Raw genomic sequence first — 12,925 nt, forward strand, 5'->3', positions numbered from 1 at the left:
CGCAGGTGCTGAACCGGTGTCCGGTGGATCTGCCCAGCTAACGGCGACGGGATCCGAGCGGGTGAGCTTCGTCGCAGTACAGCGGCCGTTCGAACCCGGCATGGTGGCCGGGCGTCGAATTGCTCGCCGTGCGCTGAATTGCCCGCCGTGCGCTGGGGGATCCCGATCGAGCTTACTGGTTGCGTTCGCCGAGCAGGAGGTCGACGGTCAGTTCCAGGCGTTCGGTGACGTCGGTGGCCGAGGCGCGCCGGGTCAGCCAGGCGACGAGATTCGACAGCCACACATCGCTGATCACGCGCGCGATGGCCAGTTGGCGTTCGGTGGGCTCCCCATCGTTCATGGCTCGCGCGAAGACGCGGTCCATCACCTTGCCGACGCGGTCGACCTCGGCGGCGGCGGAGGCGTCGGCGAACATGAACGCCCGGGTCATGGCCTCGGTCAGCAGCGGGTCGCGCTGCATCATCCGGGTGATCTGGGTGAGCAGCAGGTGCATGCGCTCCTGCGGGGACTGCCCGGCAAGCGGCTTGCGTTTGCCCTCGATCTGCTCGAATTCCCGCGACAGCGCCGAGACCAGCAGGTGCACCTTCGACGGGAAGTAGCGGTACAGCGTGCCGACCGCGACATCGGCGCGTTCGGCGACCGCGCGCATCTGCACCGCGTCGTAACCGCCCTTGGACGCCAGCGCCAAGGTCGCGTCCAGGATCCGCTTGCGCCGCTCGCGCTGCGCCGCCGAACTCAGTTCGTCCTCGGAGAGCGTGGTGACCGTAGCGGCGGGCCGCGCCGCGCTCGGGTCGGCTGGCTGCGATCGGGACGGACTGGCCATTGATGAAAGTCCTTTCCGGAAACGTCGTTTCGTCGGCTGTGTGCGCGGTCGCACCGCGGCGGTGATGGTCTCTTGACTTCCGCCCGGCTAGGATATTAGAACATGTTCTAGGTGTGGGAGTCACGCCGGAAAGGCGGTATGGAGTGTGACCATCGCCACCACTGACGAGCATAAAGCCGTTCAGGAGTCGATGCGCGGGTGGGCCGCTTCGGCCCGTCCGATTGCAACAATGCGGACCGGCGCGGCCGACTTCTGGCGCGGCTACTGGCCCGCGCTGGCCGAGATCGGGATCTTCCGGGTCGCGGTGGCCGAGGAGGCGGGCGGCGCGGGCGGATCGGTTGCCGATCTCGCCGTGCTGATGGAGCAGGCGGCGCACGACCTGGTCGGCGGCCCCGTGCTGGCAACGGCTCTGGTCAATCTGATCACGGCGGGCCGGCTCGCCGAGGACATGCCGTGCGGTGTCGCGCTCGACTTCGTCGTCGGATCGACGGTGAGCGTACCCGCCGCAAGCGACGGCGTGTTGCTCACGGGTACCTGGGATTCCGTCCTCGGCGCCGCGCCCGGCACTGCCGTCCTGCTGCCGGTCGACCACCCGCACGGGCAGCGCTGGTGCCTGGTGCCACCCGACGCCGACGGCCTGCGGGTGGAGGCGCTCACGCCGCTGGACCCGAGCACTCCGCTGGCGCGGGTGCACTGCGCCGACCTGCGGGTGCCCGCCGAACAGGTGTTCACCGCGCCGCACGACGCCGGGGATCTGCTCGTCGCGCTGGTCGCCGCCGAACTGGCCGGGCTCGCGGGCTGGTGCCTGGAGACCGCGGTCGACTACGCCAAGGTGCGCGAGCAGTTCGGCCGTAAGATCGGCTCGTTCCAGGCGGTCAAGCACATCTGCGCCTGGATGCTTTGCCGCACCGAACTCATCCGCGCCGTAGCCGCCGACACCGCGGCCGCCGTGGACGACGGTGGCGCGGAACTGCCGATCGCCGCCGCCATCGCGGCCGCGATCGCCTTGGACGCCGCGGTCGAGACCGCCAAGGACTGCATCCAGGTGCTCGGCGGCATCGGCTTCACCTGGGAGCACGACGCGCACCTGTATCTGCGCAGGGCGACCGCGCTGCGTCAACTGCTCGGCGGCTCGGCGCGCTGGCGGGCCCGGGTCACCGAGCTGACCCGTCAGGGTTCGCGGCGCACCACCGGGGCCGACCGGGTCTTCGCCGAAGGCGCCGTCCCCGGCGCGGGCTCGGCCGTGGCGGGAGGGGGCGCGCGCGAACTGGCCGCCGAGGTCGCGCGGATCGCGGCTCTGCCCGCACAGCGGCAGCGCGACGCACTGGTCGAGGCGGGTCTGGTCATGCCGCATTGGCCGCGGCCGTACGGGCGCGCCGCGGACCCGATGACCGGTCTGGTGATCTCCGAGGAACTGCGCCGCGCCGGGCTCACGGCGCCGGACCTGGCCATCGGCGGCTGGGCGATTCCCACGCTGTTGGGACACGGAACGCCGGAACAGATCGAACGCTTCGCGTGGCCGACCTTGCGCGGCGAGGTGGTGTGGTGCCAGCTGTTCAGTGAACCCGAGGCGGGCTCCGACCTCGCCGCGCTGCGGACCAGCGCGAAAAAGGTGGACGGCGGCTGGGTGCTGCGCGGACAGAAGGTGTGGACGTCACTGGGCGACAAGGCGAATTGGGCGATTTGCCTGGCGCGCACCGATCCGGATGCGCCCAGGCATAGGGGCATCACCTATTTCTTGGTCGACATGCACGCCGCCGGACTCGAAGTCCGCCCACTGGTGCAGATCACCGGTGAGGCGCGTTTCAGCGAGGTTTTCCTCGACGACGTGTTCGTGCCGGACGATTGTGTGGTCGGCGCATTGAACAATGGATGGCAGATCGCCCGCTCGACCCTGGCGACCGAGCGGGTCGCGATGGGTGGCAACGGCATCGGTCCGGTGCTCGAAGAGCTGATCGCGAAATCGCCCGCCACGGGACCGGGCACGGAATTGGTGAACGACCGGCTCGGCGGATTCGTCGCCGAGGCCGTCGCCGGACTTCTGCTGGAACAACGCGCGGCAGTGAAGTTGCTTGCCGGGGGAGACCCGGGCGCACAGAGTAGTGTTCGCAAATTGGTCGGGGTGCGCCACCGCCAAGCGGTCGCGGAATTCGCTGTCGAGACGACAGGGCCTTCCGGCGCGCAGGATACCGAAGTGGTGAAGGAATTCCTGCTCACGCGCTGTCTATCGATCGCTGGTGGAACCGAACAGATTTTGCTCACCGTGGCCGGTGAGCGAATTCTCGGGCTGCCTCGTGACGCGAACAGCTAGTCGCCGACAACCGGGAGAAAACGTGGATTTCACCAGGGACGAGGGCCAGGACGCGGTCGCCGAGGTCGTCGTGAGCTTGCTGGAGCGAGAACCCGCTCGCGATATGGAGCTGTGGCCGAGATTGGTCGACTCCGGACTGCTCGTCGTCGCGGTACCCGAGCGGCACGGCGGCGACGACATGGGGCTACTCGAAGTATCGGCGTTACTGACCGAGCTGGCGACCGACGCGGTCGCGGTTCCCGCTCTCGCGACACTCGGGTTCGGCGTGCTGCCGATGGTGGCGAGTGCGCCGGAGAGCGCGATAGCGCGAGTGCTGCCCGAGGTCGCCAAGGGAACCGTGCTCACGGCAGCGCTGAGCGAACCCGCTGCGCCTTTCACCGTCAAGCCGGAGACCATCGCTGTCACCAGCGGGAACACCGTGCGTATCAGCGGGCACAAAGTGGCCGTGCCCTACGCCGAGGAGGCGAGCTGGCTGCTCGTGCCGACCAGTTCCGGCATCGCCCTGGTCGACGCGCAGGCCGAAGGGCTCACCCTGACGCCCACGCCGGTCTCCGGTGGCATCCCCGAATGCACCGTGCGCCTCGACCAGGTGGAGATACCCGCCGAACAGCACTGGAGCACCGGCCTGGCCGATCTGCACCGGCTGGCGCTCGCCTCGATCGGCTCGGTAGCCGATGGGTTGCTCAAGGGTGCGATCACCCTCACCGCCGAGCACCTGCGGACCCGTCACCAGTTCGGCAGGCCGCTGGCCCAGTTCCAGGCCGTGGCCCAGCAGATCGCCGACCTCTACGTCGTCTCGCGAACCCTGCACGTCGCCGCGGTCTCGGCGAACTGGGCACTTGCTCAGGATGATTCGAGCCAGGAGCATCGCGACCGCACCGACGACGACCTGGAGATCCTGGCCTACACCGTCACCGCGGAACTGCCCGCGGCCATGCAGAAGTGCCATCACCTGCACGGCGGTCTCGGCGTGGACGTGACCCACCCGATGCACCGCTACTACTCACAAGCCAAGGACCTCGCCCGCTGGCTCGGCGGCGCGTCGCTGCGGCTCGATCGTCTGGGGGCCAGATGTTCATCGACCTGACCACCGAGCAACGCCGGCTGCGCGACGAACTGCGCGCCTATTTCGCCGATCTCGTGACTCCCGAGGAGGAGGCCGAGATGGCGGTGAACCGGCACGGCGACGCCTACCGCGCCGTCGTGCGCCGGATGGGCCGCGACGGCCTGCTCGGCGTCGGTTGGCCGAAGGAATACGGCGGGCAGGGTTTCGGGCCGGTCGAGCAGCAGATCTTCTTCAACGAGGCGGTCCGCGCCGACGTCCCGCTTCCGTTGGTGACGCTGCTTACCGTCGGCCCCACCTTGCAGCAATTCGGCACCGAGGAGCAGAAGCAGCGGTTCCTGCCCGGAATCCTCTCCGGAGAGATCCATTTCGCGATCGGCTACTCCGAACCGGAGGCGGGCACCGACCTGGCCGCGCTGCGCACGTCCGCGGTGCGCGACGAGTCGGGGGACTGGGTCGTCAACGGGCAGAAGATCTTCACCACGGGCGCGCACGAAGCCGATTACGTGTGGCTGGCCTGCCGCACCGGCTCGGCCGAGTCGCGCCACCGCGGCATCACGATCCTGATCGTGGATACCACCGATCCCGGCTACTCCTGGACGCCGATCATCACCTGCGACGGCGCCCACCACACCAACGCGACCTATTTCGACAACGTGCGCGTCCCGGCGAGCATGCTGGTCGGCGACGAGAACCGAGGCTGGAAGCTGATCACGACTCAGCTCAACCACGAGCGGGTGAGCCTGGGTCCGTCCGGCAAGATCGAGCAGCTCTACGACCGGGTGCGCGACTGGGCGCAACCGCGCGGCGTGCTCGCCGAACTCGACGTGCGGCGCGCGCTGGGCCGCATCCACGCCATGGTCCGGCTGAACGAACTGCTGAACTGGCAGGTGGCCGGGACCGTCGACGGCGATCAGTCCCAGGTGATCGCCGACGCGTCGGCCACCAAGGTGTACTCCACCGAATCGCTGCAGGAGGCGGGCAGGCTCGCCGAAGAGATCGTCGGCCGCTACGGCGACCCGGCCGACCCTGCGACCGGCGAACTGCTGACCTGGCTGGACCGCAGGACCAAGCAGAACCTCGTGGTCACCTTCGGCGGCGGCGTCAACGAGGTTATGCGGGAGCTGGTCGCCTCGTCCGGACTGCGGTTGCCGCGAGTACCCCGATAACGAGTGAAGGAGCCGCGCGTGCCGGAAACCACTACTCCGGAGGCGATCGTCGCCGCAGCCGAAGCGATTCGGGCGGCGGGTGAGTGCGCGCCCCGTTTCGGGCGTGATCCGGTGAACCAGCCGATGATCAACAATTGGGTCGAGGCGCTGGGTGACGCCAATCCGATCTACGTCGACGAGCAGGCGGCGCGCGCCGTGGGACATCCCGGCATCGTCGCGCCGCCCGCCATGGCGCAGGTGTGGACCATGTTCGGGCTCAACGGTTCGCGGCCCGCCGACGATCCGATGGGCGCGGCCACCGAACTACTCGACGCCGCGGGCTACACCTCGGTGGTGGCCACCGATTGCAGGCAGACCTATCACCGCTATCTCAGTGTCGGTGAGCAGGTTTCGGTCACCAGCACGCTGTCGGACATCCGCGGCCCGAAGCGGACCGCGCTGGGCGAAGGGTGGTTCGTCACCTTTCAGACCACCTGGCGGGTCGGTGAAGAGGTGGTCGCCGAGATGCTGTTCCGGTTGTTGAAATTCGCCCCGGGTACCGCGGCGCAGGTGCCCGCCGCGGGCGAGCGGGTGAAGCCGCTGGTCTCCTGGGACACCGAATTCTTCTGGGAGGGAGCCAACGCCGGGGAGCTGCGCATCCAGCGACTCCCGGACGGATCGCTGCGGCATCCCCCCATCCCGGCCATCTGGCAGGACAAGTCGAAACCCACCGATTACGTCGTCGCCTCCGGGCGCGGCACGGTGTTCAGTTACGTCGTACACCACGCGCCGAAGGTGCCGGGGCGGCAGTTGCCGTTCGTGGTGGCGCTGGTCGAGTTGGAGGAGGGCGTTCGCATGCTCGGTGAATTGCGCGGCATCGAGCCCGCCGCGGTGGAGATCGGCCTGCCGGTCGAGGTGGGCTTCGAGAAGCTCGACGACGAGGCAACCCTGCCGTTCTGGGTGGTGCGCGCGTGAGCGGTCAAGCCTGGAGGAGGCAGCGCAGCGTGACCACGCAGGGCTCCGCTCATGCCGGAGACGGACACGGCATGAGTTTCCTGAGTCAACCCCTATGCGGCGGTCGGTTGTTTTTCCGGTTGGTGGCGGGTGGGGTTGTAGGCGGTTTTGGTGCGCCAGCAGGCCCAGATGACGCGCAGCCAAGCGCGGCCGAGGGTGCGCGGGGCGTGTGGGTGGCGTTGCCCGCGTGCACGGGCCGCGGCGTAGCGCTGCGCGGCCCAGGCGTGGGCGCGGCGGCTGTTGTCGAACCAGACGTGCAGGGCTTGGCGGGCGTGTCGGTTGGTGGCGTGCCGGAACGCGACGGTATGGGTCTTGCCAGAGGCGCGGGTGACCGGGGCGACACCGGTCTCCGCGGCCAGTTGATCGAAGCTGGTGGTGCGCTCGAGGATCGGGCCGACCTCACCGATGATCTGGGCCAGGTTCAGGGTGCCCACGCGTGGCAGATCGCCGAGCAACCGGGCGTAGGGGTGTGCGGTGACGGCCTCGGTGATGATCGTTTCGAGGGTGTCGATGCCGGCCTGCAGTGCCCGCACGACCGCGACCTGGGCGCGGACCAACTGCGCCACCACGGCCTGCCCGAGGCGGGTGGCGGCCACCGGCGCCTCACGCAGTCGGGCCAGCAGCTCGCTTCCGCTGCGGCGGCCACTGTAGCCTCGGCGTTTGCAGAACTGCTCGAGGCGGGCCGGGGTGAGCCCGGCGGCGCTCTGCGGGGTCGGGTAGCGGTCGAGGAACTCCAGCGCGATCGGCGAATGCAGTTGCGCGAAAACGGTTTTGCCCCCGGGCCAGTGCGCATCGAGCAGGGCGGCGAGCTGGTTGGCAGCCGCGATACGCAGACCCAGCTGGTCGCCGCGCTGGCGGGTCAGTGCCTGCAGCTCGAGAGTTTCCGGCAGTGTCGGCACCAGCCGCGGCAGGCGGTGGATGTCGGTGCGCGCGAAGTCCGCCAGCTTGAACGCGTCGCCGGGATCGTTCTTCGCCCGCGCTGCGCCCCAGCGTGGCCGGGCGGCATGGAATGCGTTGGGGTGTATCGCGATCACCGGGTGACCGGCGGCGAGCAGGCGGTCCACGACCAAGCCGCGGGTGGTCTCGATCGCCACCGGCAGATCGGTACGGTCGCCGTGACGAGCCAGTTCGGCCAGCGCCCGGGTGATGCCGTCCTCGGTATGAGGGATCCTCAGCCGGTCGACCCGGCCCCCGGCGTCGTTGATCACGGTCACGTCGTGGGCAGCGTTTCCCCAGTCCCAGCCGACGAACAACGGCTGTCTCCTTCGAGGTCGAATCCGCACCTCGCCGGTCTCGAGGGCCGCTGCCGGAAGCTCATTAATCGGCCCTCACACACGGGGCATGTTCCTGACGCCGGTCTGCGGCCCTCGGCCCGGCAGGGCTGGCGGAACTCATACTGGCCATCGAATGGCACGCGATCTAGGCCATGCACCCACCGGGACCGAGAGGTCACAACCCTACCTGTTCGGGTTGCAGAAAGGATGGTGCCCTAGTGAGCGGTCAAGCCCGGAGGAGGCAGCGCAGCGTGACCACGCAGGGCCCCGCTCATGCGCAGAAAGGACCCGGCGTGAGCGGTCGAGCCCGGAGGAGGCAGCGCAGCGTGACCACGCAGGGCTCCGCTCATGCGAGGAAGGAGGCACTGTGACCGCCGCCGTCGAACCGGGGTCCGTGCGGGTGGGCACGGTGTTGCCCGAGCTGGTGATCGATGCCGACCCCACGTTCGTGATCAGCACCGCCCTGGCCACCCGGGATTTCCAGGACGTGCACCACGACCGGGACAAGGCCGTCGCCCGCGGCTCGAAGGACATCTTCGTCAACATCCTCACCGACACCGGCTTGGTGCAGCGCTTCGTCACGGACTGGGCGGGTCCGCGCGCTGTCGTCAAGTCGATCGCGCTGCGCTTGGGCGTGCCTTTGTACGCCGGGGACACGCTGACGCTGACCGGCACGGTGACCGCGCTGGAGGGCGAGGACATCCACATCGACGTGGTCGGCAAGGACAGCCTCGGCGACCACATCACGGCCACGGCCGTCATCGCGTTGTGGCGGGCCGATGACTGAGCAGGGTATTTCCGGCCGCGCGGCCGTCGTCGGCATCGGCGCCACCGATTTCTCGAAGGACTCCGGACGCAGCGAACTACGGCTGGCCGCCGAGGCGGTCACCGCCGCGCTGGCGGACGCCGGCCTGACGCCCGCGGACGTGGACGGGCTGACCACGTTCACCATGGACACCAACACCCAGGCCGCGGTCGCCAGGGCGGTCGGCATTCCGCGCTTGAAGTTCTTCAGCCACATCGGCTACGGCGGCGGCGCGGCGTGCGCAACCATCCAGCAGGCCGCGATGGCGGTGGCCACCGGCATCGCCGACGTCGTCGTGGCCTATCGCGCGTTCAACGAGCGGTCGGTGTCGCGGTTCGGGCAGTTCTCCACGGCGCTGGCCACCGCGCCCACCTCCTCGGGCATCGACGCGGGGTGGTCCTATCCGCAGGGGCTGGGCACACCGGCCGCGCAGGTGGCGATGGTCGCCCGGCGCTACATGCACGTCTACGGCGCCACCAGCGAGGACTTCGGCCGAGTGGCCGTCGCCGACCGCAAGCACGCCGCGGTGAACCCGGCCGCCTTCTTCTACGGCAAGCCGATCACCCTGGCCGACCACCAGAATTCCCGGTGGATCGCCGAGCCGCTGCACCTGCTGGACTGCTGCCAGGAGTCCGACGGTGGCGTGGCGATCGTGGTGACGAGCGTCGAGCGCGCCCGCGACCTGCCGCAGCGCCCGGCCGTCATCGCGGCCGCCGCGCAGGGTTCCGGCGCGGACCAGTACGTGATGACCAGCTACTACCGCGACGCCATGACCGGCCTTCCGGAGATGGGCCTGGTCGGCGACCAGTTGTGGGCACAGAGCGGATTACGTCCGCAGGACATGCAGGCCGCCGTCCTCTACGACCACTTCACCCCGTTCGTCCTCATGCAGTTGGAGGAACTCGGGTTCTGCGGCCGGGGCGAGGCGAAGGACTTCATCGCCGACGGCGCCATCGAGGTCGGTGGACGGCTGCCGCTCAACACCCACGGCGGACAACTCGGTGAGGCGTACATCCACGGCATGAACGGCATCGCCGAAGCCGTGCGCCAAATCCGCGGCACCTCGGTCAATCCGGTACCCGACCTGACCAACATCCTGGTCACCGCGGGCACCGGCGTTCCCACTTCCGGCCTGGTCCTCACCGCCGACTGAACCGTCCTCGCACACGCCGCCGCTCGATTCGCACCCGCCACGGCCGGTGCGGAGAACGTGCGGCGTGTGCGAAGCGTTTCGGGTGAACGTTCCGGGAGCGTAGGTTGAGGGCGGTGGCGGGTCGGCATCTGGTTGATGTGCACGTGCTGTTGCTTCGCGGCGAGGAGTTGCTGCTGAGCAGGCGGCGCAGCGCGGACGAGTTCGACGGCTTGTGGCATCTGCCGGCCGGAAAGCTGGAGTCGGGGGAGTCGGCGCTCGCCGCGGCGGTTCGCGAGGCGGGCGAGGAGGTCGGCGTGGTGATCGACCCGGCGGCTCTGCGGCACGTCCATACCGCGCACGTCGTCGGTTCCGGGCGGGAAGCTCGGATCGGATTGTTCTTCGAGACTCGCCGCTGGTCGGGTGAGCCGGTCAATCGCGAGCCCGACAAGTCCTACGAGCTCCGCTGGTTCCCCCTCACAGACCTTCCGGCCACGCTCATCCCGTATCCGGCCGCGGGCATCCGCGGCTACCGCACCGGCGAGACCTACAGCCAGCGGGGTTGGCCGAACTGAGCGCAGCGGTCACGCGCACAGGTGAGAAACGAGCAGGCGGGCGAGCTGCCGTACGCTCTCCGGCGTGTCCGGCCGCAGGGAGCTGCGATTGCCCGCGAAACGGTCGAAGACGGCCCCTTCCACGACCGCGACGAAGTCGTCGGCTCTGCTGTCCGGGTCGGGTGCGCCCATGGCGCGGAAGAGGTCCCGGGCGCGGTCGGGGGAGAAGAGGCTGTGTACGAGCCGGGGACGCAGGTCGTGATCATCGAGCAGGTCGACCAGTAGCGCGTGCCGAGCGATCAGGTGTGCGCGCCGCTCGGCCAGTAGCCGGTCGAGCCAGGCGGCGATGGCCTCCGCGATCGATCGAGCATTCGGCGCGCCGGTCGGCGTGAACTCGGCGGCGGCGAAATCCTCGCGGGAACGGGTGGTGATCCGGTCCACGATGGCCTCGACGAGGGCGCGTTTGGTGCGGAAGTAGTAGGAGGCCGATCCGGCGGGCAATCCCAGTTCCGAGTCCAGCGCCCGGTGCGTGAGCGCCCGCAGTCCCCGTGTCGCGATCAGTTCGATGGCCGTGTCGACGAGGAGCACGCGCCGGTCGCCTGTGGACATGATCACCCTTCCTGGCCGCCGCGCGGCCCTGTCCTCTACAAATGTAGAGGACAAGGAGATGGCATGGAACCCGATGTGAGTGGTTGGGACGCCGACCAGGTGCGGGCGGCGCAGCGGTTGCGGGAGTTGGTCGATCGGCGCGGTAGGCCGGTCCGGCGTCATCGGGGCGTCTACCTCTACGGTGGGCCGGGCCGGGGCAAGACGATGCTCATGAACCGGTTCTTCGCCGAGGTGGCCTCCGAACGCAAACGTCGCTTCCACTTCCACCAGTTCTTCGCCCGCTTGCACGCCGCCGCACACCGGTACGGCTCGATCGACGCCGCGGTGGACGACCTGCTCGGTGACGCCCTGCTGATCTGCTTCGACGAATTCCATGTGCACGACATCGGCGACGCGATGCTGATCGCCCGACTGCTCGGCGCGCTGTTCGCCCGCCGCGTCGCACTGGTGGTGACCTCGAACTATCCGCCGGCCGCGCTGCTGCCGAATCCGCTGTTCCACGACCGGTTCGTTCCGACGATCGAGCTGATTCTCGCGAACATGGACGTGGTGGCCGTCGACGGTGGGACCGATTATCGCGCCCTGGCTTCCCGTGGTTGCCGTACCGGATTCGCGGCGGGACGGTACGTCGTGGCCCCGGGGCCGCGCGCGGCTCGGAAGACGCCACCGGATGCGACCGTCGACGATCGGAAACGCGATGCGGCGCAACAGGACAACGATCCGCGCCTCGAAATTCCCCTCGCCGCCGCAAGTTTGCACGCTATCGCCGAAGGTGACGACCTGCTCGTCGTCGACTTCGCCGCATTGTGCGGAGTCCCAACCTCCGCTGCGGATTATGTAGAACTGGCCCAACGATTTCTGCGCTGGGAAATACGGGATGTACCACCGCTGCGCGAAGTTCCGCCCGACTGGACGATGCGTTTCGTGAACCTGGTCGATGTTCTCTACGACACCGACCGTGAACTCACCGTCGTCGCGTCCGCGGCGCTCGGCGAGCTGGTGCGCGACGTCCGGGAAGTGCCGGATATATCACGTTTGACGAGCCGACTTTGTGAATTGCCCCAGTCATTGCCCGCTATCGCCCGGTAGTCGCAGCCGCCACGAGCGACCTGTCGCCTTCGGTGCACAGTCGCGGTTTAAGAGGAGGAACTCCGAAGTATTCCATTCCATCCCGAGCCGACCGCCCGGCATGTAACTATGTGGCTGTTTTGTGCAGTACTCAGAATTGGTGGTACGCAGTGAGCAGGGCGCGAGCGCCGATATCGCGCGTGATCGTGCTGATCACGCTGCTGTCTTTTGCCGCCATAGCCTTGCACGGATACATCCCAGGAATTACCGAGGCCGAGCCGCGCAGGCACGCTCCCTCCGCCTTGTCGGTCGCGCTCATGCCGGTGCTGCTCACCGTGTCGATAGTGATCTTGCTGGCGGGGGTGATCGCGAGCCAGCACCGGTTGCCGCTGGCCATGCCCGAGCCGGAACGCGAGGACGAGCGCGCACAGTGGCGTCTCGGGCGGGTCGGACTGGCTGTGCTCGGAGCGCTCGCGCTGCTGGCGGTGCTGCTCGCGGCCGCGTCGGCGATCTACTTCATCGGCGCGAGCACACCGAGCGAGCCCGCGCGCCCGGCCGCGCCCGCCACCACCACGGGCACTCCGCCGGAGCAGGGAGCCCCGCCGCCCGCCGAATACGACCCGACGCCGGCGGAGCTGACCGGCACGGCGCTGGTGCTGGCCGCGATCGCGGCGGCGGGCTTGCTGACGGTGGCGATGAGCGGTTTGGTCGTCGTCGCGGTGTCCGCGCGGCGCAGGCCGGTGCCCGCCCCGGCGCAGTCGGTTCCGGCGGCGCCCACCGTGGCCGACTCGTTGGCCCGCGCGGCCGAGATGGGCTTGGCCGCGATGAACGCCCCCGGTCAGGACCCGCGCACCGCGATCATCGCCTGCTACGTCGCGATGGAGCGCGGCCTCGCCTCCGATCGCGCCGCCGCCCCGCTGATCTCGGACACTCCGATGGAGGTGCTGGCCCGAGCGTTCGAACGCGGCGCGCTGCACGACGCGTCCGCCCGCGAGCTGGTCGCCTTGTTCGAGGAGGCGAGGTTCAGCCCGCACGCCATGCTCGAATGGCAGCGCATGCGGGCCGAGCAACTGCTGCGCATCGTGCTCGCCGATCTGCAAGGGGAGGTTCCCGCGTGAACGGTCGGC

At 69.1% G+C, this 12,925-nt stretch carries 12 protein-coding genes; 9 read left to right on the top strand and 3 right to left on the bottom strand.

The genetic code is table 11. The features are described from left to right. Positions 1-172 precede the first annotated feature (172 nt). Entirely contained in the window at positions 173-823 is a 651-nt protein-coding gene (gene kstR, locus K8O92_11225) for a cholesterol catabolism transcriptional regulator KstR (protein UAK34369.1), read from the bottom strand. Positions 824-968: 145 nt separating this feature from the next. Here kstR and K8O92_11230 point away from each other — a divergent pair, with 145 nt between their 5' ends. Genes K8O92_11230 through K8O92_11245 form a run of 4 tightly spaced genes read left to right on the top strand, consistent with a single transcriptional unit; the run spans position 969 to position 6,320 of the window. Beyond that, the gene (locus K8O92_11230; protein UAK34370.1) at positions 969-3,134 is read left to right on the top strand and encodes an acyl-CoA dehydrogenase family protein; all 2,166 of its coding nucleotides are present in this window, start codon (positions 969-971) and stop codon (positions 3,132-3,134) included. A gap of 22 nt (positions 3,135-3,156) precedes the next feature. Continuing rightward, positions 3,157-4,221, top strand: a complete 1,065-nt coding sequence (locus tag K8O92_11235) for an acyl-CoA/acyl-ACP dehydrogenase (GenBank protein ID UAK34371.1) — start codon at positions 3,157-3,159, stop codon at positions 4,219-4,221. Then, the gene (locus K8O92_11240; GenBank protein ID UAK34372.1) at positions 4,206-5,366 is read left to right on the top strand and encodes an acyl-CoA dehydrogenase family protein; all 1,161 of its coding nucleotides are present in this window, start codon (positions 4,206-4,208) and stop codon (positions 5,364-5,366) included. Before K8O92_11235 ends, K8O92_11240 begins: the two co-directional genes overlap by 16 nt. 18 nt (positions 5,367-5,384) lie before the next feature. After that, entirely contained in the window at positions 5,385-6,320 is a 936-nt protein-coding gene (locus K8O92_11245; GenBank protein UAK34373.1) for a MaoC family dehydratase N-terminal domain-containing protein, read from the top strand. Between the two features lie 92 nt (positions 6,321-6,412). Here K8O92_11245 and K8O92_11250 read toward each other — a convergent pair whose 3' ends face one another. Then, positions 6,413-7,612, bottom strand: coding sequence for an IS110 family transposase (locus K8O92_11250; GenBank protein ID UAK34374.1), 1,200 nt, complete (start codon positions 7,610-7,612; stop codon positions 6,413-6,415). Positions 7,613-8,000: 388 nt separating this feature from the next. On the opposite strand from K8O92_11250, the gene K8O92_11255 reads away from it, so the two are divergent. The 3 genes from K8O92_11255 (at position 8,001) to K8O92_11265 (ending at position 10,142) form a co-directional block, all read left to right on the top strand. Beyond that, positions 8,001-8,420 (top strand): MaoC family dehydratase, encoded by a 420-nt coding sequence (locus K8O92_11255; protein ID UAK34375.1) that lies wholly within the window; start codon positions 8,001-8,003, stop codon positions 8,418-8,420. Then, positions 8,413-9,591: a lipid-transfer protein gene (locus K8O92_11260; GenBank protein ID UAK34376.1), complete on the top strand. Its 1,179-nt coding sequence runs from the start codon at positions 8,413-8,415 to the stop codon at positions 9,589-9,591. Before K8O92_11255 ends, K8O92_11260 begins: the two co-directional genes overlap by 8 nt. 113 nt (positions 9,592-9,704) lie before the next feature. Next, entirely contained in the window at positions 9,705-10,142 is a 438-nt protein-coding gene (locus tag K8O92_11265) for an NUDIX domain-containing protein (GenBank protein UAK34377.1), read from the top strand. Between the two features lie 9 nt (positions 10,143-10,151). Here the strand turns inward: K8O92_11265 and K8O92_11270 are convergent, their stop codons facing one another. Further along, complete coding sequence (locus K8O92_11270; GenBank protein UAK34378.1) at positions 10,152-10,730, bottom strand: TetR family transcriptional regulator; 579 nt, start codon at positions 10,728-10,730, stop codon at positions 10,152-10,154. A gap of 63 nt (positions 10,731-10,793) precedes the next feature. Here K8O92_11270 and zapE point away from each other — a divergent pair, with 63 nt between their 5' ends. Both zapE and K8O92_11280 read left to right on the top strand, forming a co-directional pair. After that, positions 10,794-11,819 carry a cell division protein ZapE gene (zapE, locus tag K8O92_11275; protein UAK34379.1) on the top strand — a complete coding sequence of 342 codons (1,026 nt, stop codon included), beginning with the start codon at positions 10,794-10,796 and terminating at the stop codon, positions 11,817-11,819. A gap of 149 nt (positions 11,820-11,968) precedes the next feature. Continuing rightward, positions 11,969-12,916: a DUF4129 domain-containing protein gene (locus tag K8O92_11280; protein ID UAK34380.1), complete on the top strand. Its 948-nt coding sequence runs from the start codon at positions 11,969-11,971 to the stop codon at positions 12,914-12,916. Positions 12,917-12,925 lie beyond the last annotated feature (9 nt).

The organism is Nocardia asteroides (genome assembly GCA_019930625.1).
GTDB lineage: Bacteria > Actinomycetota > Actinomycetes > Mycobacteriales > Mycobacteriaceae > Nocardia > Nocardia sputi.

Excerpts from the sequence above, each read along its gene's own strand:
- kstR (UAK34369.1), bottom strand. The coding sequence starts at position 823 with ATGGCCAGTCCGTCCCGATCGCAGCCAGCCGACCCGAGCGCGGCGCGG.
- K8O92_11240 (UAK34372.1), top strand. The coding sequence starts at position 4,206 with ATGTTCATCGACCTGACCACCGAGCAACGCCGGCTGCGCGACGAACTG.
- K8O92_11260 (UAK34376.1), top strand. The coding sequence starts at position 8,413 with ATGACTGAGCAGGGTATTTCCGGCCGCGCGGCCGTCGTCGGCATCGGC.
- K8O92_11270 (UAK34378.1), bottom strand. The coding sequence starts at position 10,730 with ATGTCCACAGGCGACCGGCGCGTGCTCCTCGTCGACACGGCCATCGAA.
- zapE (UAK34379.1), top strand. The coding sequence starts at position 10,794 with ATGGAACCCGATGTGAGTGGTTGGGACGCCGACCAGGTGCGGGCGGCG.